The sequence below is a fragment of the Roseovarius sp. MMSF_3350 genome (genome assembly GCF_030733425.1).
GTDB lineage: Bacteria > Pseudomonadota > Alphaproteobacteria > Rhodobacterales > Rhodobacteraceae > Roseovarius.
On the sequence record NZ_JASHIZ010000001.1, the window covers coordinates 357,831 to 380,146 of the forward strand.

25 protein-coding genes and 1 tRNA gene are annotated in these 22,316 nt (G+C 65.6%); 18 read left to right on the top strand and 8 right to left on the bottom strand.

The genetic code is table 11. The annotated features are described in order from the left end of the window. Window positions 1-11 precede the first annotated feature (11 nt). The 10 genes from RBB31_RS01755 to RBB31_RS01800 all read left to right on the top strand — a co-directional run bounded on the left by RBB31_RS01755 (window position 12) and on the right by RBB31_RS01800 (window position 6,845). Window positions 12-455 carry a response regulator gene (locus RBB31_RS01755; RefSeq protein WP_306127535.1) on the top strand — a complete coding sequence of 148 codons (444 nt, stop codon included), beginning with the start codon at window positions 12-14 and terminating at the stop codon, window positions 453-455. 79 nt (window positions 456-534) lie between these two features. Further along, the gene (locus RBB31_RS01760; RefSeq protein ID WP_306127536.1) at window positions 535-1,236 is read left to right on the top strand and encodes a DUF1194 domain-containing protein; all 702 of its coding nucleotides are present in this window, start codon (window positions 535-537) and stop codon (window positions 1,234-1,236) included. A 172-nt stretch (window positions 1,237-1,408) separates the two neighbouring features. Then, window positions 1,409-1,792, top strand: coding sequence for a succinate dehydrogenase, cytochrome b556 subunit (sdhC, locus tag RBB31_RS01765; RefSeq protein ID WP_306127537.1), 384 nt, complete (start codon window positions 1,409-1,411; stop codon window positions 1,790-1,792). 11 nt (window positions 1,793-1,803) lie between these two features. Next, window positions 1,804-2,175, top strand: coding sequence for a succinate dehydrogenase, hydrophobic membrane anchor protein (gene sdhD, locus RBB31_RS01770; RefSeq protein WP_306127538.1), 372 nt, complete (start codon window positions 1,804-1,806; stop codon window positions 2,173-2,175). Window positions 2,176-2,275: 100 nt separating this feature from the next. Beyond that, window positions 2,276-4,081, top strand: a complete 1,806-nt coding sequence (gene sdhA / locus RBB31_RS01775; RefSeq protein WP_306127539.1) for a succinate dehydrogenase flavoprotein subunit — start codon at window positions 2,276-2,278, stop codon at window positions 4,079-4,081. Then, window positions 4,081-4,677 carry a hypothetical protein gene (locus RBB31_RS01780; protein WP_306127540.1) on the top strand — a complete coding sequence of 199 codons (597 nt, stop codon included), beginning with the start codon at window positions 4,081-4,083 and terminating at the stop codon, window positions 4,675-4,677. Before sdhA ends, RBB31_RS01780 begins: the two co-directional genes overlap by 1 nt. 5 nt (window positions 4,678-4,682) lie before the next feature. Next, window positions 4,683-5,432: a class I SAM-dependent methyltransferase gene (locus RBB31_RS01785; protein WP_306127541.1), complete on the top strand. Its 750-nt coding sequence runs from the start codon at window positions 4,683-4,685 to the stop codon at window positions 5,430-5,432. Beyond that, on the top strand, window positions 5,429-5,749 hold the full coding sequence (locus RBB31_RS01790) for a succinate dehydrogenase (RefSeq protein WP_306127542.1): 321 nt from the start codon (window positions 5,429-5,431) through the stop codon (window positions 5,747-5,749). The genes RBB31_RS01785 and RBB31_RS01790 overlap by 4 nt, the downstream gene beginning before the upstream one ends. A 17-nt stretch (window positions 5,750-5,766) precedes the next feature. Then, window positions 5,767-6,546 (top strand): succinate dehydrogenase iron-sulfur subunit, encoded by a 780-nt coding sequence (locus RBB31_RS01795; RefSeq protein ID WP_306127543.1) that lies wholly within the window; start codon window positions 5,767-5,769, stop codon window positions 6,544-6,546. Next, window positions 6,546-6,845, top strand: coding sequence for a hypothetical protein (locus RBB31_RS01800; RefSeq protein WP_306127544.1), 300 nt, complete (start codon window positions 6,546-6,548; stop codon window positions 6,843-6,845). Before RBB31_RS01795 ends, RBB31_RS01800 begins: the two co-directional genes overlap by 1 nt. Here RBB31_RS01800 and RBB31_RS01805 read toward each other — a convergent pair. Beyond that, window positions 6,815-7,267 (bottom strand): MarR family winged helix-turn-helix transcriptional regulator, encoded by a 453-nt coding sequence (locus RBB31_RS01805; RefSeq protein WP_306127545.1) that lies wholly within the window; start codon window positions 7,265-7,267, stop codon window positions 6,815-6,817. The genes RBB31_RS01800 and RBB31_RS01805 overlap by 31 nt on opposite strands. A 143-nt stretch (window positions 7,268-7,410) precedes the next feature. Here RBB31_RS01805 and creD point away from each other — a divergent pair, with 143 nt between their 5' ends. The 5 genes from creD to RBB31_RS01830 all read left to right on the top strand — a co-directional run bounded on the left by creD (window position 7,411) and on the right by RBB31_RS01830 (window position 13,436). Further along, on the top strand, window positions 7,411-8,835 hold the full coding sequence (gene creD, locus RBB31_RS01810; RefSeq protein ID WP_306127546.1) for a cell envelope integrity protein CreD: 1,425 nt from the start codon (window positions 7,411-7,413) through the stop codon (window positions 8,833-8,835). A gap of 66 nt (window positions 8,836-8,901) precedes the next feature. Beyond that, window positions 8,902-10,545 (top strand): FAD-binding dehydrogenase, encoded by a 1,644-nt coding sequence (locus tag RBB31_RS01815; RefSeq protein ID WP_306127547.1) that lies wholly within the window; start codon window positions 8,902-8,904, stop codon window positions 10,543-10,545. Window positions 10,546-10,767: 222 nt separating this feature from the next. Beyond that, window positions 10,768-11,940: a type III PLP-dependent enzyme gene (locus RBB31_RS01820; RefSeq protein ID WP_371931279.1), complete on the top strand. Its 1,173-nt coding sequence runs from the start codon at window positions 10,768-10,770 to the stop codon at window positions 11,938-11,940. 277 nt (window positions 11,941-12,217) lie between these two features. Then, window positions 12,218-13,060: a DUF1989 domain-containing protein gene (locus RBB31_RS01825; RefSeq protein WP_306127549.1), complete on the top strand. Its 843-nt coding sequence runs from the start codon at window positions 12,218-12,220 to the stop codon at window positions 13,058-13,060. Between the two features lie 4 nt (window positions 13,061-13,064). Continuing rightward, window positions 13,065-13,436 (top strand): GFA family protein, encoded by a 372-nt coding sequence (locus tag RBB31_RS01830; protein ID WP_306127687.1) that lies wholly within the window; start codon window positions 13,065-13,067, stop codon window positions 13,434-13,436. 285 nt (window positions 13,437-13,721) lie between these two features. Here RBB31_RS01830 and ykgO read toward each other — a convergent pair whose 3' ends face one another. Then, window positions 13,722-13,847 (bottom strand): type B 50S ribosomal protein L36, encoded by a 126-nt coding sequence (ykgO, locus tag RBB31_RS01835; protein ID WP_025058716.1) that lies wholly within the window; start codon window positions 13,845-13,847, stop codon window positions 13,722-13,724. A gap of 69 nt (window positions 13,848-13,916) precedes the next feature. Beyond that, window positions 13,917-13,991: transfer RNA gene (locus RBB31_RS01840), tRNA-Val, on the bottom strand. Window positions 13,992-14,133: 142 nt separating this feature from the next. Between RBB31_RS01840 and RBB31_RS01845 the strand changes: the two genes are divergently transcribed. Continuing rightward, window positions 14,134-14,997 carry an N-formylglutamate amidohydrolase gene (locus RBB31_RS01845; RefSeq protein ID WP_306127550.1) on the top strand — a complete coding sequence of 288 codons (864 nt, stop codon included), beginning with the start codon at window positions 14,134-14,136 and terminating at the stop codon, window positions 14,995-14,997. A 135-nt stretch (window positions 14,998-15,132) separates the two neighbouring features. On the opposite strand, the gene RBB31_RS01850 is transcribed toward RBB31_RS01845, so the two are convergent. After that, complete coding sequence (locus tag RBB31_RS01850) at window positions 15,133-16,038, bottom strand: hypothetical protein (protein ID WP_306127551.1); 906 nt, start codon at window positions 16,036-16,038, stop codon at window positions 15,133-15,135. Between the two features lie 119 nt (window positions 16,039-16,157). Next, on the bottom strand, window positions 16,158-17,411 hold the full coding sequence (locus tag RBB31_RS01855; RefSeq protein ID WP_306127552.1) for a DNA polymerase IV: 1,254 nt from the start codon (window positions 17,409-17,411) through the stop codon (window positions 16,158-16,160). Between the two features lie 66 nt (window positions 17,412-17,477). On the opposite strand from RBB31_RS01855, the gene RBB31_RS01860 reads away from it, so the two are divergent. Next, a complete protein-coding gene (locus tag RBB31_RS01860) occupies window positions 17,478-17,894 on the top strand; it encodes an NUDIX hydrolase (protein ID WP_306127553.1) in 417 nt (138 codons plus the stop codon). A gap of 41 nt (window positions 17,895-17,935) precedes the next feature. On the opposite strand, the gene pyrF is transcribed toward RBB31_RS01860, so the two are convergent. From pyrF to RBB31_RS01875, 3 genes are all read right to left on the bottom strand, one after another. After that, a complete protein-coding gene (gene pyrF / locus RBB31_RS01865; protein WP_306127554.1) occupies window positions 17,936-18,658 on the bottom strand; it encodes an orotidine-5'-phosphate decarboxylase in 723 nt (240 codons plus the stop codon). 54 nt (window positions 18,659-18,712) lie between these two features. Then, on the bottom strand, window positions 18,713-18,994 hold the full coding sequence (locus tag RBB31_RS01870; RefSeq protein ID WP_306127555.1) for a hypothetical protein: 282 nt from the start codon (window positions 18,992-18,994) through the stop codon (window positions 18,713-18,715). A 103-nt stretch (window positions 18,995-19,097) separates the two neighbouring features. Continuing rightward, window positions 19,098-19,352: a hypothetical protein gene (locus RBB31_RS01875; protein ID WP_306127556.1), complete on the bottom strand. Its 255-nt coding sequence runs from the start codon at window positions 19,350-19,352 to the stop codon at window positions 19,098-19,100. Window positions 19,353-19,655: 303 nt separating this feature from the next. Between RBB31_RS01875 and clpB the strand changes: the two genes are divergently transcribed. Then, complete coding sequence (clpB, locus tag RBB31_RS01880) at window positions 19,656-22,274, top strand: ATP-dependent chaperone ClpB (protein ID WP_306127557.1); 2,619 nt, start codon at window positions 19,656-19,658, stop codon at window positions 22,272-22,274. Window positions 22,275-22,316 lie beyond the last annotated feature (42 nt).

The window sequence follows — 22,316 nt, forward strand, 5'->3', positions numbered from 1 at the left end:
AGGAGGTTGCCATGCCTGATCCAACGCCATTTGAAGGCCCGCGCCTGCGGTGCCTCGTCCTCGAAGACAGTGCCCATGACCAGGAGATGATCCGCCGCGCGATGCGCGGGGCGCGGGTAGAGGCCGAGATTGACTTCGTCTCGACCATCGAAACCGCGCGCAAGGCGCTGTCCCAATCGCGCTACTCGGCCATCCTGTGCGACAACAGCTTGCCCGACGGGTCCGGCAGCGAGTTTGCCGGTGAACTGGCCGGCGCGCCGGAGTTGTCGGACGTGCCCATCGTCATCGTCTCGGGCTGGCCGTCCCCCTTCATGTGGGACAAGGCGCGCGCGGCGGGGCTGTGCGTGATCGACAAGACGGACGATCCGATGCGCAAGCTGCGGGATTTCTTCCGCGAGTGCGTGGGGGACCTGATCACGCGGCGCGTGGCGGGACCGGTGCGTCGAAGCGCCTGACCGCCGGACAACGCGAATGTGAGCCGCGCCCCAAGCGGTTTTGCTGGGCAGCGGCGCCGGTTCGGCGCATGCTTTGGCCATGAAACGCGCTTTCCCGTGCCTGTGGCTGTCGGCCGCCGTGGCCTGTGGCGCGGCGGTATCCGCCGCCGCCTGCGAGGTGGCACTTGTGCTGGCCGTGGACGTTTCGGGTTCAGTCGACGAATCCGAATACCGTATCCAGATGCAGGGATTGGCGGACGGGTTGCGCGATGGCGCGGTCAGCGAGGCGCTGGTCGTGGGTGAGGCGGCGGTGCTGGTGCTGCAATGGACCGGCACCTCTCGCCAGCGCGTGGTTGTGCCGTGGCAGCGCCTGAACGATTTCGATGCGGTCGAGGCGCTGGCGGCGCGGATCGAGACCGCGCCGCGCGTGTGGCGCAACTTTTCCACCGCGATCGGCGAGGCGCTGGAGGTCGGCGCGGCGCAGTTCGCGGAGGTGCCCGATTGCGAGAGGCGGGTGATTGACGTCTCGGGCGACGGGTCGTCGAACGAAGGCCCGGAGCCGCGCGACATGCATGGCCTGCTGACCGAGCAGGGAATCGTGGTCAATGCGCTGGTCATCGAAGGGGCGGAGCCGAGGATGACCGAGTATTTCTGGAAGAACGTCATCCACGGGCCGGGCGCTTTTGTGATCACAGCCAACGATTACGACGAGTACCCCGCCCGAATGCGTCGGAAACTGCTGCGCGAAGTCACCAAACCGATCTCGAAAGTGGTGAGTGATTCCTTTTTGCCGAATTTGTGATCACGCAGTTGGTGATGTGATCACGAATTTCCGATTTGCGACGAAATGCCTGCACTATTTGAAGAATACGGGTTTGCAGACGCCCCGGATGATTGGATAAAACGAACTCAAATCGCGGGGCAGGCTGGCCCACCCGGGTCGGCGCCACATCGCGACGAGAAAGGGATTGCCAATGGCAGACGTAAATCGCGGCAACCGGCCGCTTTCGCCCCACCTCACGATCTATCGCCCACAGCTGACGTCGATCACCTCGATCCTGACCCGGATCACCGGCAACGCCCTGATCGTGGCGGCGCTGCTGACGGTCTGGTGGCTGCTGGCCGCCGCGACCTCGGCCGACTATTTTGCGACCGCCGACGCGGTGGTGACCGGCTGGTTCGGAGACGTGGTGATGTTCCTGTCGCTCTGGGCGCTGTGGTATCACACGCTGGCGGGGGTCAGGCACCTGATCTGGGACAGCGGGAAGATGCTGCAGATCGACCGCGCGGAGATGCTGGGCTGGATCGCGATCGGCGGATCGGTCGTGCTGACCATCCTGACCGTGTTGTTCATCTGAGAGGGCCGGACATGCGTTACCTGACAGACCGCAAGCGCGCCATGGGCCTGGGCTCGGCCAAATCCGGCGTTGGCCATTTCTGGGCGATGAAGCTGCAGAGCGTCGCGCTGCTTATCCTGATCCCGCTTTTCGTGTTCACCTTCGGCGGCATCCTGGGCAGTTCGTTCGAGGAGGTCACGGCCTATTACGCGCGGCCCTTCCCGGCCATCGTCGCGGCGCTGACGCTGGTGGTCGGCTTCAAGCATTTCGCCGATGGGTGCCAGGTGCTGATCGAGGACTATGTGCATGGCACGGCGCAGAAGGTCACGATCATTTTGGTGACCTGCCTGAGCTATGGCGCCATGGCGACGGGGCTGTTCGCCATCGCGCGACTGGCGCTCTGAGAGACATTCAAGGGCAGGGCGCGCGCCGCCTTGGCCCCTGTGAGACCATATAGCCGGGGCCGGCATGGCCCGAGCAGACGAACCGGAAAAGGCACGAAGCATGGCGGCTTACGAATACGAGACACACGATTACGACGTGGTTGTGGTTGGCGCGGGCGGCGCTGGGCTGCGCGCGACGCTGGGCATGGCCGAACAGGGCCTGCGCACGGCCTGCGTGACCAAGGTGTTCCCGACGCGGTCCCACACTGTGGCGGCGCAGGGCGGTATCGCGGCCAGCCTTGGCAACATGGGACCCGACAGCTGGCAGTGGCACATGTACGACACCGTGAAAGGGTCGGACTGGCTGGGCGACACGGACGCGATGGAATACCTGGCGCGCGAGGCGCCCAAGGCGGTCTATGAGCTGGAGCATTACGGCGTGCCGTTTTCCCGCACCGAGGAAGGGCGGATCTACCAGCGGCCCTTCGGCGGGCACACGACAGAGTTCGGTGAAGGCCCCCCTGTGCAGCGGACATGCGCGGCCGCCGACCGGACGGGCCACGCGATCCTGCACACGCTTTACGGCCAATCCCTCAAGAACAATGCCGAGTTCTACATCGAGTATTTCGCCATCGACCTGATGATGAGCGAGGACGGGCAATGCACCGGCGTCGTCTGCTGGAAGCTGGATGACGGCACGATCCACGTGTTCAACTCCAAGATGGTCGTGCTGGCGACCGGCGGCTATGGCCGCGCCTATTTCAGCGCGACGTCAGCGCATACCTGCACCGGCGACGGCGGGGGCATGGTGGCGCGCGCGGGCCTGCCGCTGCAGGACATGGAGTTCGTTCAGTTCCACCCCACCGGCATCTACGGCTCGGGCTGCCTGATCACCGAGGGCGCGCGGGGCGAGGGCGGTTACCTGACCAACAGCGAAGGCGAGCGGTTCATGGAGCGCTATGCGCCCAACTACAAGGACCTGGCGCCGCGCGACTATGTCAGCCGGTCGATGACGATGGAGATCCGCGAAGGGCGCGGCGTGGGCGAGCACGGGGACCACATTCACCTGAACCTGAGCCACCTGCCCGCCGAAGCGCTGAACCTGCGCCTGCCGGGGATTTCGGAGAGCGCCAAGATCTTTGCGGGTGTGGACGTGACCCGGGAGCCGATCCCGGTGTTGCCGACCGTGCATTACAACATGGGCGGCATTCCGACGAATTATTGGGGCGAGGTTCTGAACCCCGTCGAAGGCGACCCGCACGCGGTCGTTCCCGGTCTTATGGCCGTGGGCGAGGCGGGCTGTGCATCGGTGCATGGCGCGAACCGGCTTGGATCGAACTCGCTCATCGACCTGGTGGTGTTCGGGCGGGCCGCGGCCATCCGGGCGGGCAAGGTGGTGAACCCCGAGAGCGCCGTTCCGGCGACGAATACCGCCCAGGTCGACAAGGCATTGGATCGCTTCGACCATTTCCGCCACGCCGATGGCGGCATGCCCACGGCCGAGCTGCGGCTGGAAATGCAGCGCACGATGCAGGAGGACGCCGCCGTCTTCCGCACCTCGAAGACACTGTCCGAGGGCGTCAAGAAGATGGACGCGATCGCGGCCAAGGTGGGCGACCTGAAGGTGACCGACCGCAGCCTGGTGTGGAACAGCGACCTGATGGAGACGCTGGAGCTGACCAACCTGATGCCCAACGCGCTGGCCACCATCGCCGGCGCGGAGGCGCGCAAGGAAAGCCGCGGCGCGCACGCGCACGAGGATTTCTCGAAGCGCGATGACGAGAACTGGCGCGTGCACACGGTTGCGCGGGTGGATGGCACATCGGTCGAATTGAGCTATCGTCCTGTCATCGAGGACCCGCTCACGACCGAATCCGAGGGTGGGATCAATCTGAAGAAGATCGCACCCAAGGAAAGGACATTTTGATGAAAGCCATTCTGAGAAGCGTCGCCGCCATTGGCGGCCTGACGATGCTGGCAGGCGCGGCGCAGGCCGTCGACACCACACCGGCCAACGTGGACCGCGTCGTGCAGGCATGCTTTGCCGAGGTCAGCCCCGAGGGGTCTTACGTGACGAACGTGCGGGGCAACGATGTTATCCTGACGCCCGTGCGCGGGTCCGGCGCGTCCACCTACGAGGCGCAGGCGCTGAACAGTTGCATCGCCTATCGCTTCGGCGCGTCGACCGTCATCGCGGCGGCGAAGCCGAACCGGTATATCTCTGTCGGTGAGCAGCGCAGCGCGATCCTGGACTGCAAGCACAAGTTCGGCATTGGCGGCGGTGTCCGTCTGGGCGGACAATGGCAGGAGATTCCGATCGGTCAGCAGACGCGCATCTGGATCGTGCCGCATGGCCGGGTGACCGCCGAGGCGGCGAACCGGATCAATGCCTGTGCCGATCAGGCGCTTGGCCGTGGCGGCAGCCCGGTCCTCAAGGTGGTTGGTGTCGCGCGCAAGGCGGGGCTGTGCCCGAAACACGCGCCGGTCATGTATGGCGGCACGCACTACTGCATCGGCAACTGATCGCGATGCCCAAGGCCGCCACGCATATCACGGCAAAGCCTGCCCGCCCGGCGGGCTGGCCGCGTGCGCGGGGGCGGCATTACCTCGATGCGCTGGAGGTGCTGCACCGGACGAGACGCCCGGAGTGGTATCTGGAGATCGGCAGCGGGCGCGGGCATTCGCTGATGCGGTGCCCGGGAAGGGCCATCGCGGTGGATCCCGATTTCCGGCTGAACGGTGACGTGATGGGCGACAAGCCGGCGCTGCACCTGATCCGACAGACCAGCGGTGATTTCTTTGCCAGCGGGCAGGCGCAGGAGATTGCGCCGCGCATCGATATGGCGTTCATCGACGGGATGCACCTGTTCGAGTATGTGCTGGACGATTTCATCGCCACGGAAAAGCTGTGCCATCCCGATGCGGCGATCCTGCTGCATGACCTTGTGCCGTTCTCGCCCGCCGCCGCCGAGCGCGAGTGGGACCCCGAGCGCACCAAGGGCTGGTCGGGCGACGTGTGGAAGATGACGCTGATCCTGCGCGAATACCGCCCCGAACTGGCGTTCGACGTTTTGAACCCGCGGCCCTGCGGGCTGGGGATCGTCACCGGGCTGGACCCGCAGAACCGGGTGCTGGAAGACGCGCGGGACGAAATCGTGGAGAAGTTCATGGACCTGACGATCGAGGATTTCGGGCCGACGAACCTCAAGCAGATCATGCAGATGTGCAAGGTCGAGGACGCTTTGCCGGAGCTGTCGGAGCTGGAGGCGGCGGAATGAGGTGGCTTGCCATTCTTGCGCTGCCCCTGCTGCTGGCGGGGTGCGACGCGGCCAACGATGCCGCCGACGCCATCGCGCGGGAGCGGGCAAAATCCGTGGTCAACGGCATCGTCGCGCGGCGCTTTCCGGGCGTCACCGTGGCGCCTGTCACCGACTGCATCATCGACGCGGCCTCGGCCGGGGAAATCATCACAATTGCCCGCGACACGGTCGGCGGGGTCCAGCCTGCGACGGTCGAGCTGGTGGTGGACATCGCGAGCCGGCCCGAGTCGGTTCAATGTATTGCTGAAAACGGTCTGGTCCTGCTGGGCCGTTGAACGGAGAGGACACGTAAATGGTACAGCTGACGCTTCCGAAGAATTCCCGGATCACCAGGGGAAAGACGTGGCCCAAGCCCGAGGGCGCGAAGAATGTGCGCAAGTTCCAGATCTATCGCTGGAACCCCGATGACGGGAAGAACCCTCAGGTCGACACCTATTTCCTCGACATGGACAAGTGCGGCCCGATGGTTCTGGACGCGCTGATCAAGATCAAGAACGAGGTCGACCCGACGCTGACCTTCCGGCGGTCCTGCCGCGAGGGGATTTGCGGGTCGTGTGCGATGAATATCGACGGGATCAACACGCTGGCCTGTATCTACGGGCTGGACGAGGTGAAGGGCGACGTGAAGATCTATCCGCTGCCGCACATGCCGGTGGTCAAGGACCTGATCCCGGACCTGACGCATTTCTACGCCCAGCACGCCAGCATCATGCCGTGGCTGGAGACCAAGACGAACCGCCCCGCGAAGGAGTGGAAGCAGTCCATTGAGGATCGCGAAAAGCTGGACGGCCTGTATGAATGCGTGATGTGCGCGTCCTGTTCTGCCGCCTGCCCGAGCTATTGGTGGAACGGTGACAAGTATCTTGGACCGGCCGCGCTGCTACATGCCTATCGCTGGATCATCGACAGCCGGGACGAGGCGACGGGCGAGCGGCTGGACGATCTTGAAGATCCGTTCAAGCTGTATCGCTGTCACACGATCATGAACTGCGCCAAGACCTGCCCCAAGGGGCTGAACCCCGCCAAGGCGATTGCCGAGATCAAGAAGCTGATGCTGGAGCGCGCGGTGTAATGATGAAGCCGCGTCCCGAGCTCGATTTCAAGTCGAAGGAAGAGTTTCGGGACGTGTGCCGCCACCTGTCGGGGCGGCTGCATTACCTGAACCGGACGGCGATCGGGGAGAGCAAGTTCGTCAGCGAACTGGCCGAACTCGTGAAGCGCGCCGGAAAGGTCTTTGACGAGCATTACGATGACAAGGATGTCTTCGCGGCCTTCGGCGACGGATGGGAGCCAGGCACCTTGTCGCGCCACGAGCGGCCCCTGGCGCTGTTCGGGCTGCTTTATCCCGAGGTCGGGTCGGACAAGTCCTGATCCAGCAGGCCGACAAGATCGGTGATGCGGTCCAGTTGCCCCGGCTTGGCGCGCGGGGCGAGGAACGCGTCGAGCGCGGCATCGCGGGTCTGGACTATGGCGGCACGCGTGGCGCGGCCCGCCTCGGTCAGGTGCACATGCTTCAGGCGCTTGTCGGTGGCATCGGCAACACGGCGGATCAGACCATCCTTTTCCATGCGGTCGAGCAGTCGCGAAACGCCGTATTGCGGCAGCATCAGGCCTTTTTCCAGTGATTTCGCGGTCTGGCTGTCGGGCCCGGCATCCAGGGCCGCCAACGCATCCAGCAAGTCGAGCGGCGGCAGGCCCTCGGCCTTGAGCGCGGACTCCAGATGGCTCTGGAGGCGGCGATGGGCGCGCGACAGGACCTGCCACGCGGAAAGGTTCTGGGGTGTTCTGCTCATGCCCGGACCTTAAATGCAGGTGCATTTGCGGGGCAAGGGGCCGCAGGCCCGCCTGCACGAAATCTGCGCAACCGGGGCGGGGGCGTCTGCACGAGCGCCTGTGCAAAACGGGGCATCGGAATAAGAAACGAGAGGACATTCCAATGCTGCGTTCCCCCGGATTGCGGTTCATCATCGTGGGCCTGCTGGTGCTGCTGATGACCATCCCCGTGTTTTTCGTCGGTGCGATCATCGACAGCCGCGCCGATTACAACCGCCAGGCCATCGCCTCGGTCGGGCAGGAGTGGGGTGGGCAACAGCTCTTGTCCGGCCCCGTCCTGATCATCCCGGTCCAGGAGACGGTGATGGTGCGCGAACGGGAAGAGGTGGTCGACCCACAGACCGGCGAACAGAAGCTGGATGGCGACGACCAGCCGGTGTTTCGGTTCCGCGAAGTGGAGCGCACTTTGCGCCGCGATCCGGTCTATGTCTATCCCGGTCTGCTGGAGTTGGGCGTGGAGAAGACCACGCAGGAACGCAGCCGGGGCATATTCTCGGTCCCGGTCTATACCGCCAAGGCCGAGGGCGCGTTCGATTTCAATGCGGAGGAGGCCGAGGAAGCGCTGCGCGGCGAGGAGGTGCTGCTGTGGGATCAGGCGGAGGTGCGGGTGTACGTGAGTTCCAACCGCGCGCTGCGGGGCGAGACCCGGCTGATGGCCGATGGCCGCGCGCTGGAGATGGAGCCGGTGGCGAGCGAGAACCGTTACATCGGCGGGCTGCGCGCACCGACGGGCGACCCGCGAGAGATCGGGGCGTTCGATCTGAAGATGGGGCTGAATGGTGCCGAGGCACTTTCGTTCACGCCGGTGGGGCGCGAGACGAGGGTGAGGCTGACCTCGGACTGGCCGCATCCGGAGTTTCAGGGCGCGTTCCTGCCCGACAGCCACGCGGTGCGCGACGACGGGTTTCAGGCCAATTGGGTGATCCCGCATCTGGCGCGCCCCTTGCCGCAGGTCAGCCGCGCGGATCAGAACGAGGTGGCGCGGAGTTCGTCGAGCTTTGGTGTGGGGCTCTATCAGCCGAATGACTTCTACCAGAAAGCCTATCGCGCGGCGCGGTACGGCGTGCTGTTCATCGGCCTGACGTTCCTGACGATCTTTCTGGTCGAAGGGCAAACCAAGCGGCCGACGCACCCGGTGCAGTATATCCTGATCGGGTTGGCGCAGTCGGCGTTCTTCCTGCTGATGCTGGCCTTGTCGGAACAGGTGGGGTTCGGCATGGCCTACCTGGTGTCGGGCGCGGCGACGGTTGGGTTGGTCACGGCCTTTGCCGCGACGGCGCTGAAGCTGGGTAAGCGAACTTTGGTGGTGGGTGCGATGCTGGCGGTGCTTTACGGTGTGCTCTATCTCATTCTGCGCAGTGCCGATTACGCGTTGCTGGCCGGGTCGATCCTGCTGTTCGCGGCCATCGCGGGCACCATGTTCGCCACGCGGAACGAGAACTGGTACGGCGAGCCGCGCGAGGGGCCGCGCCGGGGCTGGTTCCGCAAGCCCGAACCGCAGCCGCAGGCGCCCCAGCCCACAAGCTGACGCGACGTTTCCTTCCCTGAGGCGGGGCGGCCGGGTTAGGCTGCCCCGCAAGCGTGGGAGGAGATCATGGACAAGACCGATGTCGCGATCGTGGGTGGCGGGCTGGCCGGCCTTGTGGCTGCGTATGAGGCGGTGAAGCGCGGGCGCAAGGTGGTGCTGCTGGACCAGGAAGGGCTGCAATCCCTGGGCGGGCAGGCGTTCTGGTCGCTGGGCGGTCTGATGATGATCGACACGCCCGAGCAGCGCCGCATGGGCATCCGCGACAGCCGGGACCTTGCGGCGCAGGACTGGATGGGCAGCGCCGGGTTCGACCGGCCCGAGGATGACAACCCCCGCCGCGTGGCCGAAGCCTATCTGGACTTCGCCGCCGGGCCGATGCGGGGGTATCTGCATGGTTTGGGGATGCGCTGGTTCCCCGTGGTCGGCTGGGCCGAGCGGGGCGGGGCCAAGGCCGACGGGCATGGCAATTCGGTGCCGCGCTTTCACGTGACTTGGGGGACGGGGACGGGCGTTGTGGCCCCGTTCGTGCGGCTGGTGCAGGAGGCCGAGGAGGCGGGAAAGCTGCGGTTCGCGTTCCGGCACCGGGTGACCGGGCTGGACGTGACCGATGGGCGCGTGACGGGGCTGCGTGGGGACGTGCTGGCCGGGGATGACGCGGTGCGCGGAGCCTCGACCAATCGCGAGGTGACAGGGCAGTTTCAGGTGCAGGCCGAGAGCGTGATCGTCGCCTCGGGCGGAATCGGCGGGGACCATGAGAAGGTGCGCAAGCTGTGGCCCGTCGACCGGCTTGGGCCTGCGCCCAAGGTCATGGTCGCGGGCGTGCCGGATTACGTCGACGGCCAGATGCAGGACGTGGCCAAGGCCGCAGGCGCCGGGGCGATCAACGAGGACCGGATGTGGCACTATTGCGAGGGGCTGAAGAACTGGGACCCGATCTGGCCCAACCACGGGATTCGGATTTTGCCCGGGCCGTCCTCGATGTGGTTCGACGCCAAAGGCGTGCGGATGGAGGCGCCGTGCCTGCCGGGGTTCGACACGCTGAGCACGTTGAGGCGCATTCTGTCCACGGGGTTTGAGCATTCCTGGTTCATCCTGACCCAGAAGATCATCGAGAAGGAATTTGCCCTGTCGGGCAGCGAGCAGAACCCCGACCTGACCTCGGGCAAGTGGCGCGAGGTGCTGAAGGAACGGCTGGGCAAGGGGGCGACGGGCGCGGTGGAGGCGTTCAAGGCGCATGGCGAGGATTTCGTCGTGGCAAAGGATTTCGAGACGCTGGTGAAGGGGATGAACGAGATCACCCCGGAGGCGCCGCTGGACGCAGGAGCATTGCGGGCGCAGGTGGCGGCGCGGGATGCGCAGCTGGCCAACCCGTTCGCCAAGGACGCGCAGGTGATCGCCATAAGGCAGGCGCGGGCCTATCGGGGCGACAGGCTGATCCGCACCGCCAAACCGCACGCGATTCTCGACCCCGCCAATGGCCCGCTGATTGCCGTGCGGCTGAATATCCTGACGCGCAAGTCGCTGGGCGGGCTGCATACCGATCTGGAAGCAAAAGTGCTGCGCCCGGATGGCGCCGTGCTGGACGGGCTTTATGCCGCCGGAGAGGTCGCGGGCTTTGGTGGCGGAGGCTATCACGGCTACAATGCGCTGGAGGGGACCTTCCTTGGCGGGTGCATTTTCTCGGGGCGCGCGGCGGGGTTGAGCGCCTGAAACTGATGTAGTGAAAACACAGTTCAAACCGTCGGAAAAAATAATTTCCGCGGTCTGCGAAAACTCTTGCACGACTCGGGGATTGGCCCCATTTGCACGATCAGACGCCAACGCACGCGCCTCTGTCCCGAAGGCCATGACCCCAGCGGTTACGTAGCGACGGTAACGTCTCTGAACTTTACCTCGCGGCCCTGTGCCGCCTCGTGACCTTTGGAGATGTCCATGACCGCTTTCGTCACCGACCTGTCGGGTGATTTCCGCCATGCTTGCGCCGCCCGTATCGAGGGTTTTCTGCGTACCACCACATTCGACCGCCCGACCCTGGTGATCGACACCGAAGTCGTGCTGCAAAACTATCGCGCGCTGGCGCAGGGGCTGGGCGACGCGCATATTCACTATGCCGTCAAAGCCAACCCCGAGCCGCAGGTGATCGAGGCGCTGGTGCGTGAAGGCAGCCGATTCGACGCGGCCAGCCGGGGCGAAATCGAGCTGTGCCTGTCGCAGGGCGCCGCGCCTGAGCATATTTCCTTTGGCAACACCGTGAAGAAACCGGGCGATATCGCGTTTGCCTACCATGTCGGCGTGACGCTCTTTGCCGCCGATGCCGAGGAAGAGCTGGACAAGATCGCAGAGCACGCGCCGGGTGCGGAGGTCTATATCCGCCTGATCGTCGAGGCGTCGGGCGCCGACTGGCCGCTGACCCGCAAGTTCGGCTGCGCGCCGGATCATGCCGTGGCGCTGATGGATTACGCCGCATCGCTGGGCCTGCGCCCGGTGGGCGTGTCGTTCCACGTCGGCAGCCAGACCCGCAAGCCCGAAATGTGGGCGCCGGTGCTGGACCGGATCGCCGACGTGTGGCGTGCGGCGCAGAAGGCTGGCCACAAGCTGGACCTGCTGAACATCGGCGGCGGCTTTCCGGCCTTCTATGGCGAGGAAATCGCGGCGCCGGCGATCTATGCAGCCCAAGTGCGCGAGATGGTGGCCGAGCGTTTCGGCGACGTGCCGCGCGTGATGGCAGAGCCGGGCCGGGGCCTGGTGGCCGAGGCCGGCATGATCGCCGCCGAGGTTGTGCTGGTGTCGCGCAAGTCGCCCGACGACCTGCACCGCTGGGTGTACCTGGATATCGGCATGTTCTCGGGCCTTGCCGAGACCATGGACGAGGCCATCCGTTACCAGTTCGTGACCGCCCGCGATGGCGAGCGCATGGGTCCCTGCATCCTGGCCGGGCCGTCCTGCGATTCGGCGGATGTGCTGTATGAAAAACGCATGATCGACCTGCCGCTGGGCCTGAAGGCCGGGGACCGGGTGTTGATCCGCAGCTGCGGTGCCTACACCTCGTCCTATTCCAGCGTGGGCTTCAACGGTTTCCCGCCGCTGGACGTGGTCGTGCTGTAGCTGCCCCCCGATCCGGGGCGGGCCGGTTGGCCTTGCCCCGCGGGACAGTGTAAGACCCACGGCATGTTCATTGTCGTGGGTCTTGTCATTGCGTTCATACTGGTGGCGATTTACGCGCGCCCTAAGATGCGCAATTGCCGGTGGCGCGAGGACCGTGGCGCGTCGAAGCCGGGCCAGACGGCCTTTCGCTGTGCGTTCTGCGGGGCGCGGGCCTTTACATCGGATGGCAAACCGCCTTTGGATTGCTTCAGGAACACGCCGCACTCCTGAGGAGCCCATGCCGGAACCCACCGATGCCGATCTGCGCCGGGCCGTCGCGCCTGTCGTCTGTTATCCCAACGAGACCCTGCCCGTGCCGGACCTGGAGCTGTACCGCGCCGCGCGGGAGGGGGCCGAGAAAGTGGGTGAGGTGATCGCGCCGCCGCGCGAGGCCGCCTGCTTTCGCGTGGCGGCGGGGCAGTTCTTTCGCATCACCAGTGTCGAGGGGCCGCAGGTGGGGGACCTGAACCTGTGGAACGCGCAGGACCTGGGCGAGCGGTTCTATTCGGGCAAGTCGCGGGCGCTGCACGGCACGCACCTGACGACCGGTGAGCGGATGTGGTCGGGCTTTCCCTATCTGCGGCCCATGGCGACCATCGTGGCGGATACGCTGGACTGGTACGGGATCGATGCGTTCGGCGGGTCGGTGCATGACGTGATCGGCACGCGCTGCGATCCCTATACGGGCAACCTGCTGGCCGGGTCGCAGTATCACCATTGCTGTCATTCCAACCTGATCCGGGCGGTGGCCGATGAACTCGAGGTCTCGCTGGAGGAGGCCGAGCCGCTGGTGCATGACGTGCTGAACGTGTTCATGTGCACCGGGTTCACGCGGGACACAGGCCAGTATTTCATGAAGGCCAGCCCGGTTCGGCCCGGCGACTACATCGAGTTCTTTGCCGAGATCGACCTGCTGGGGGCGCTGAGCGCCTGTCCGGGCGGGGATTGCTCGGCGGAGCATTCCAGCGACGCGGCGGCGTGCTATCCGCTGAAGGTGGAGGTCTTCGCGCCGGCTGAGGGGGCCTTGGGCGATTGGGTCAGCCCGCCGGTGAACGGGTATGACCGGACCCACGGGAGATAGCGGCATGGACCGGGTCGAGGGCGGGTGCCTGTGCGGGGCGGTGCGGATCACGGCGGAGGGCGCGCCCGACAGGGTGGGGCTGTGCCATTGCCTGGACTGCCGCAAGCATCATGGGGCGGTGTTCTTTGCCGCCGCGATCTTCCCGGCGTCGGCGGTGACGATTCGCGGCGAGACGCGCGACTGGGAGGGGCGACATTTCTGCCCGCGCTGCGGCGGGTCGGTGTTTTCCGTCAGCGACGGCGAGGTGGAGGTCCACCTTGGGGCGCTGGATGCGCCGAATGTGTTCGAGCCGACTTACGAGCTGTGGTGCGTGCGGCGGGAAAAGTGGCTGCCGGAGGTGCCGGGGATGGCGCGGTTCGAGCGGGATGAGACGTAGTGCCCCGCGAAATTCCTAACGACGTGTGAAGAGTGCGGACCGCGCGGAATCAAGGCGCGCTTGCGCGCCGCCGCGCGATCGCCAGACCGCCCGGACGGGCTGGCGATTTGGAGAGGTGAGCGCCTCAATTCGATGTTTTGCGGCTGTGGCAGAGATAAAGTGCCTTGAAGAACTGTCGGTCGCCAGCCCGCGGTCGGGCGTTCGCGCGTCTCGCTAAACGTCCGCTCGGCCAAACGAAAAAACCCCGCCGAGGCGGGGTTCGTTCAGCAGAACCGGATCGCGGTCTCAGCCCTGGCGGGCCTTGAAACGCTTCTGGGTCTTGTTGATCACGTAAACGCGGCCTTTGCGGCGCACGACGCGGCAATCGCGATGGCGGTTCTTGAGCGAACGCAGCGAGTTCCGGACTTTCATCACTCGTCTCCAATGTCGTGGCGCGGGGCGCCGGGTTGCGGGTGCACCGGCAAGGCCGGGCAGTGAATATGGTGGGCGATACTAGGATCGAACTAGTGACCCCTTCGATGTCAACGAAGTGCTCTACCGCTGAGCTAATCGCCCTGATACCGGATTGGCATGGCCCCTAACGAATAGGGGCGCGGGAAACCGCGCCGGTGAGGCGTGTCTATAAAAGGAGTCGGGAAGGGGATCAAGGGCTTTTAGAACCTGATTTTCAGACTATTATGTCTGGGCAGGAGACAGAATGCCAAAAGCCGCGTTTACCCTTACACATCCTGAGCGTCGCACGACCTCGGTGGTGTTCGCGTCGCCCCATAGCGGGCGGGATTACCCGTGGTCCTTCGTGCGGCGCACGAACCTCAACGAGTTGAGCGTGCGCAGCTCCGAGGACGCATTCGTCGACGACCTGTTCGAGGCCGCGCCCCGCAACGGGGCGCCGTTCATCAAGGCCGGCGCGCCGCGGGCGTTCGTGGACCTGAACCGCTCGACCGAGGAGCTGGACCCGGCGCTGATCGAAGGGGCGCGGCGGACGGGCCACAACCCGCGCGTGGCCTCGGGCCTGGGGGTGATTCCGCGGGTGGTGGCCAACGGCAAGGCGATCTATTCCGGCAAGATCAGCATGGACGAGGCGCAACGGCGCATCGACACCTATTGGCGGCCCTATCATGCGGCGCTGAAAACCCAGATGGACCAGGCGATGGGCATGTTCGGGCAGGCGATATTGATCGATTGCCACTCGATGCCGCACGAGGCGATGGACGCGGTCGCGCGCAGCGGGGCGCGGCGCCCCGAGGTGGTGCTGGGAGACAGGTTCGGCGCGGCGGCGAGCGACGAGGTGGTGGACCGGATCGAGGCGGCGTTTGCTGCCGCCGGGCTGAAGGTGGCGCGCAACGCACCCTTTGCCGGAGCCTATATCACGCAGCATTACGGCCGCCCGCAGGAGGGCCGGCACGCGGTGCAGGTCGAAATCGACCGGGCGCTTTACATGAACGAGCGGCTGATCCGGCCCAACGGCAATTTCAAGGCGTTCAAGATGCTCTTGGAGGGTGTCATCGCGCAGATCGCCGAGGTCGGGCGGCCCAAGCCGCAGCAACTGGCGGCCGAGTGAGGCGAATCGAAGCTTAACGGCGCAGAGTTCCCGAAATGTGCATCGGTATCGCGTCGGTATTTCGACTGTATCGCGACGGTGCGGTTTGTCGACGGCCCGAGTTAAGACACCGGGCGCCGGAATCCGCGCGACAGGTCAGTACCGGCGCGTGTAGGTGAAGTGGACTTCCTCGTCGGCCTTGGTGTCGGTGACGGCGAAGGTCACGTCCGAGCGATCCTGGAAATCGTAGCGGGCGGCGAGCCCGTAGGCGGAGGTCGTGCTGCCGCGCGTGACCTCGCCGAATCCCGAAAGCGTCAGGTCGCGCCAGACATTGTAGTTCACGTCGAAGGCCACCGCGTCGGGGCGCTGGTTGGCGTCGGGGTGCAGGAAGGCCGCGCCGATATCGAGCCGCCCGTCCTGCCAGCGGGCGCCGAGCTTGGCGTTGATGCCGTCGAAATCATCCTTGGGGTCCCAGACGCCCTCGACCGCGGCGGCGAGGGTCACGGGCTGCGCCTGCCACTGGGCGGACGCGGCGGCGGAGCGGAAGTTGCCGTCGCTGGCATCGAGCAGCGAGACGGCCCAGCGCATATCGCCCGTGGTGTCGCCATAGGAGACGCCCACGGGGACTGAGTTGAACCGAAGCGCTTCGGTCGTGGCGCGGGCGCGGGTGTATTCGGCGCGGGTCTCGGCAACGGAGGCGGCGGTGAAATCGAAAGGCGAGAGCAGCACGCGGTCATAGGCCGGTTTCACCACGCCTAGCCGGAACCGGTCGTCATAGACGAAAGCGGCGTAGGTTTCGTGCGGGCGGTCGCCCTTGTAGTAGTACCCGAAGGTGCCGAATTCGAACGCGACGGGGCTGTCGCCGATGTCGAACAGCGTGAAGGTCAGCATCGCGTCGATGCGGGACATGAAGGCGTTGTCCTGGATGCTGTTGGCGCCGACCGAAATGTCGCCGGAAAAGTCCACCCAGTCGGCGGCGGTGGCGGCATCGGGGCGCAGGCCGGTGGCGCAGAGCGCCAGAGCGGCGAGACAGGGGATGGGATAGGGCATTGCGCGTTTCATGACCGAAGCAACGTGACACGGGCCGGAAAGTTGCGCGAGTGTTCATTTGCGGCGTCAATGTGATTTTCGTGCAACAGGGGATTGCCGGTAACAGTCTGCCATGGCTGGGAAAATCCTGCTCAGCGCAAGGAACGGCCCTTGAGGATGGCGTCTGCGCCGAAGCGGGCGCGGATCTCGTCGGTAGCGCGTTCGGCGCGGCCGCGCTGGCGGGCCTGGGGGTCGAGCAGATCGCCCGAGGCCTCGGCCGCGGTTTCGGGCACGAGGTCCGACAGGCCCACGCCCAGCAGGCGGTAGGGCTTGGTGTGATCGACCTGGTCGAAAAGGGCGCGGGCGGTGCGGTAGAGCGTATCGGCCAGCTGCGCCGGGTCGCGCAGCGAGATGCGGCGGGTCAGGAGTGAATGGTCGGAGCGCTTGAGCTTGAGCGTGACGACGCGGCCCGCCAGATGCTTGGCCTTGGCGCGGTCGGCGACCTTTTCGGCCATGCGCCAGATGTGACCGTCGAGGATGTCGGCGCTGGCGGTGTCCTCGCTGAAGGTGGTCTCGTTGGAAATCGACTTCATCGGGGTATGGGCCGAAACGCGGCGGTGATCCTGCCCGCGGGCGAGGTTCCAGAGCCGCTCGCCCATGGAGCCGAAGCGGGCCACCAGGTCGGTTTTCTCCCAGCGCAGCAGGTCGGCGAAGGTGCGGATGCCCGCCGCATCCAGCGAGCTGCGCGCGGCGTGTCCGACGCCCCAGATCAGGCTGACGGGCTTGTCGCGCAGGAAATCGGCGGTGTCGGCCTTGCCGATGATGGAAAAGCCGCGCGGCTTGTCGAGGTCGGAGGCGATCTTGGCCAGAAACTTGTTGTGCGAAAGGCCAATGGAGCCGGTGAGGCCAAGCTCGTCCTTCATACGTTTGGTCAGGCGGGCCAGCATCACGGCGGGCGGCGCGCCGTGCAGGCGATGGGTGCCGGTCAGATCGAGAAACGCCTCGTCCAGCGACAGCGGTTCGATATCGGGGGTCAGATCCTGCATCATCGCGCGGATCTGGCGGGAGATCTGGGCGTAAAGCTCCATCCGCGGCTTGATGATGACGGCGTCGGGGCAGAGTTTCAGCGCCTGGAACATCGGCATGGCCGAGCGCACGCCGCGGATGCGGGCGACGTAGCAGGCGGTGGAGACAACGCCGCGCCGGCCGCCGCCGATTATGACGGGTTTGTGCGCCAGGTCGGGGTTGTCGCGTTTCTCGACCGAGGCGTAGAACGCGTCACAATCCATGTGCGCGATGGAAAGCTCGAAGAGTTCGGGATGCGACAGCACGCGCGGGCTGCGGCAGGCGAGGCAGCGCGGGCCGGTGTCGAACTGGGTCAGGCAATCGCGGCAGAAGGCGGGCATGGGCGGGCTGGGCATTGGTTGCGATGGCGCTATTCTAGGCGCGAGGCGTGGCAGGGGAAAGACGCGATGCAGGCGACGGGCGAAGAAGAGATGTTCGAGGGCACCAAGCTGGCGCTGTTTTTGGGGGACTATCTTGCGGTGATCGAGCGCGACAACCTGGGCCATATCCCGTGGCCCGGCTTTCTGGACCTGCCGGGCGGCGGGCGCGAGGAGGGCGAGAGCGCCGAGGCCTGCGTTCTGCGCGAAACCCGCGAGGAGCTGGGCCTGATCCTGGCGCCCGGTGTGCTGCGCTGGCGACGGTTTTATCCCGCGCCGACGCGGATGTGGTTCTTTGCGGCGCATTGCCCGGCCGGACTGGCGCAGAAGGTGGCGTTCGGCCGCGAAGGGCAGGGGTGGTGCCTGATGCGGCCAGAAGATTTCGTAAGCCACGACAAGGCGGTGCCGCATTTTGCCGAGCGGGTGGCGGCGTATCTGGATAGGTAGGGCGCCATGGTGGGGCGAAGGTGGGTTTCACCCACCCTACGTCAGGCGATCTCGTTCAGGATCGCCTGGGTTGCCGCGCGGGGGTCGTCGGCGGCCCATACGGGGCGGCCCACCACGATGTGATCGGCGCCGTCCGACAGGGCCTGTGCCGGGGTGGCGACGCGCTTCTGGTCGCCCAGTGCGGCGCCTGCGGGGCGCACGCCGGGGGTGACGATCAGCTTGCCCGCGGCCTCGGGCAGGGCGCGGATCATCGCGGCCTCCTGCGGGGAGGCGATGACACCGTCCGCCCCGGCCTCGAGCGCGCGGGCCGCACGGGTGGCGACGATATCGGGGATGTCGCCGGGGGCGATCAGCGAGGCATCGAGATCGGCGCGGTCGAGCGAGGTCAGCACGGTGACGGCGAGAATCTTCATCGGTTTGCCCGCCGCGCCTTCGCGGGCGGCGCGGACCACGTGGGGGTCGCCATGCACGGTCAGGAAATCGAGGTCGAACTGCGCCAGCCCGCGCACGGCGTTTTCCACCGTCGCGCCGATGTCGAACAGCTTCATGTCGAGGAAGATGCGCTTGCCGTGATCCTGCTTGAGCTCGTTGGCGAGCGCGAGGCCGCCGCCGGTGAGCATCCCGAGGCCGATCTTGTAGAACGACACCGCGTCGCCCAAGGTTTCCGCGAGGCGCAGGCCTTCGAGCGCGTTGGGCAGGTCGATGGCGACGATCAGGCGGTCATCGGCCGGCCGTTTGGGTCTGAGCTGGACGGGTTCGGGCATGGGCGCAACCTTTCGCGTCTGGTCGCGCCCTTCTTGCGGGGCGTGGCGGCGGCGTCAAGCCTGTTCGGCAGAGAGCGGCCAGGCCGTATCCTCGACCACGATGGCCTGGGGGGCGTTGCGAAATTCGGGCATCCGCCGGAGTTGGCGCAGAGCGTCCTGAACCAATGCGCGGGTCACGATCGCTGTTTCGGTCAAACCGCCGAGCATGGTCGCCGGCATGGCCGAGGCGCGCAGACTGAGCGAAGCCGTGTCGCCGTGCAAGAGAACCGTGGCGACGTGGGCCCCTGAATGTGGTGAAACCGCTACATTTTCCAGGGAAATTCGCTCGATCTTCATGACACACCCAACTTTGCACTCGCAGAAATTGTGCCTCAATCGGGCGCGGGTTGCGAGGGAAAAAAGGTTAACGGGTGTTCCCTCGCAATTTTTCGCCTGTTTTTCAGGCGGCTGCGGCGGCGCCTTGTGCGGATTCCGGCAGCGCTGAGCGCAGGTCATGTGCCTTTTGCGTGTGGCGCAGGCTGGCCTTTTGCGTGAGGCCACGGGCGATCAGGCCGTATTCCGCGTTGAGCGGGGCCCTGAGGTGCACCGGGTAGCGATAGATGTGACCGGAGTCGTGGATACGAACGGCCGCCTCGAACGCTTCCAGTTCGGGGTTGTAGCGGATTGCGTCGAATTCAAGCTTCTCGATCTGCATGGGTCTGCTCCTGTTTTGCGAGTTACCCGGGACACTTGGCCTGTGGATAACTGTGTGGATAACGTTGGGTCGGTCGAAATGGTTGCAAGGTTCACAAAAATCATGAGCAAGTTTTCGCGCATGTGGTGGTGTTGGCTTGCAGCCACCTCAACATCTGGGTGGCATTTCCGCGATGCGGACAATTTGCAGGGCCGACTTGAAGCTCACATGCGTGTTACCCATCTAATGGTCTGAGGTTCCCGAAGCCGCATGCCTAATGCTGGGTGCGCCACCGGGGTAACGCTTGTGAGAAGGAGAGACGGGATGGACTTGTCGAAGTTCACCGAGCGGTCGCGCGGTTTCATTCAGGCCGCACAGACGATCGCGATTCGGGAAAGCCACCAGAAACTGGCGCCCGAACACATACTGAAAGCACTGATGGACGACCCCGAGGGGATGGCCAGCAACCTGATCAAGCGGGCGGGCGGCAAGCCCGATCGCGTGATGCAGGCCGTCGATCTGAGCCTGGGCAAGATCCCCAAGGTCTCGGGCGACTCGGGCCAGATCTACATGGATGGGCAGACCGTGAAGCTCTTGGACGAGGCTGGCAAGCTGGCCAAGAAGGCCGGCGACAGCTTTGTGCCTGTGGAGCGCCTGCTGACCGCGCTGGCGATGGTGAAGAGCCCGGCCAAGGATGCGCTGGAGCAGGGTGGGCTGAGCGCGCAAAGCCTGAACGAGGCGATCAACGATATCCGCAAGGGGCGGACCGCTGACAGTGCCTCGGCCGAGGATAGTTACGAAGCGCTGGAGAAATACGCCACGGACCTGACGAAACGGGCCGCGGATGGAAAGATCGACCCTATCATCGGGCGTGACGACGAGATCCGCCGCGCGATGCAGGTGCTGAGCCGCCGGACCAAGAACAACCCGGTCCTGATCGGCGAGCCGGGCGTGGGCAAGACCGCGATTGCGGAAGGTCTGGCCCTGCGGATCGTCAATGGCGACGTGCCCGAAAGTTTGCAGAACAAGAAGCTGTTGGCGCTGGACATGGGTGCGCTGATCGCCGGTGCGAAGTATCGCGGCGAGTTCGAGGAGCGGCTGAAGGCCGTGCTGAACGAGGTCACCGATGCGGCGGGCGAGATCATCCTCTTTATCGACGAGATGCACACGCTGGTGGGCGCGGGCAAGGCGGATGGCGCGATGGACGCGGCCAACCTGATCAAGCCGGCGCTGGCGCGGGGTGAGTTGCACTGTGTCGGGGCGACGACGCTGGACGAGTATCGCAAGCACGTTGAGAAGGACGCGGCCCTCGCACGCCGGTTCCAGCCGCTGATGGTTGAGGAGCCCACCGTGGAGGACACGATCAGCATCCTGCGCGGCATCAAGGAGAAGTACGAGCTGCACCATGGCGTGCGGATCTCGGACAGCGCCCTGGTGTCGGCGGCGACGCTGAGCCATCGCTATATCACCGACCGTTTCCTTCCGGACAAGGCGATCGACCTTGTGGACGAGGCCGCGAGCCGGTTGCGCATGGAAGTGGACAGCAAGCCCGAAGAACTGGACGCGCTGGACCGCGAAATCCTGCAAAAGCAGATCGAGGCCGAGGCCCTGAAGAAAGAGGACGACGCCGCCAGCAAGGACCGGCTGGAGAAGCTGGAAAAAGAGCTGGCCGACATGCAGGAGAAATCCAGCCAGATGACCGCGAAGTGGCAATCCGAGCGCGACAAGCTGGCGGGTGCCCGCGACCTGAAGGAACAGCTGGACCGTGCGCGGATCGAGCTGGACCATGCCAAGCGCGAGGGCAACCTGGCGAAGGCCGGGGAGTTGAGCTATGGCGTCATTCCGCAGCTGGAAAAGCAGCTGGCCGAGGCCGAGAAGGCCGAGGAAGACGGCGTGATGGTCGAGGAGGCCGTGCGCCCCGAGCAGATTGCCCAGGTGGTCGAACGCTGGACCGGGATTCCGACGGCGAAGATGCTGGAAGGCGAGCGCGAGAAGCTTTTGGGCATGGAAGGCAACCTGCACCGCCGGGTGATTGGCCAGGATGCCGCCGTGAAGGCGGTGGCCAATGCCGTGCGGCGGGCGCGCGCCGGGCTGAACGACGAGAACCGTCCCCTGGGCAGCTTCCTGTTCCTGGGACCGACCGGCGTGGGCAAGACCGAGCTGACCAAGGCCGTGGCGGAATTCCTGTTCGACGACGACAGCGCGATGGTGCGGATCGACATGAGCGAGTTCATGGAGAAGCACTCGGTCGCCCGTCTGATCGGGGCGCCTCCGGGCTATGTCGGCTATGACGAGGGCGGCGTGCTGACCGAGGCCGTGCGGCGCAGGCCCTACCAGGTGGTGCTGTTCGACGAGGTCGAGAAGGCGCATCCGGAGGTGTTCAACGTGCTGTTGCAGGTTCTGGACGATGGTGTGCTGACCGACGGGCAGGGCCGGACGGTGGATTTCAAGCAGACGCTGATCATCCTGACGTCGAACCTCGGGTCGCAGGCGCTGAGCCAGTTGCCGGAAGGGTCGGACGCGGCATCGGCCAAGCGCGACGTGATGGACGCGGTGCGGTCGCATTTCCGGCCCGAGTTCCTGAACCGGCTGGACGAGATCGTGGTCTTCGACCGGCTGAACCGCGACCAGATGGACGGGATCGTCGATATCCAGATGGCCCGCCTGCTGAAGCGGCTGGCCGCGCGGAAGATCACGCTGGAGCTGGACGATGCGGCCCGCAAGTGGCTGGCGGATGAAGGCTATGACCCGGTCTATGGCGCACGACCGCTGAAGCGGGTGATCCAGAAGGCGTTGCAGGACCCGCTGGCCGAAGGATTGCTGGCCGGGGATATCCTGGATGGCGCGACGGTACCGGTGAGTGCCGGGCCCGAAGGGTTGATCATCGGCGAGCGCGTCGGGTCGACCAACCGCGAGCGGCCGGACGACGCCGTGGTGCATTGAGCACGGTGACTGCGTGAACGCGGCCCCCGCCGGAGTGATCCG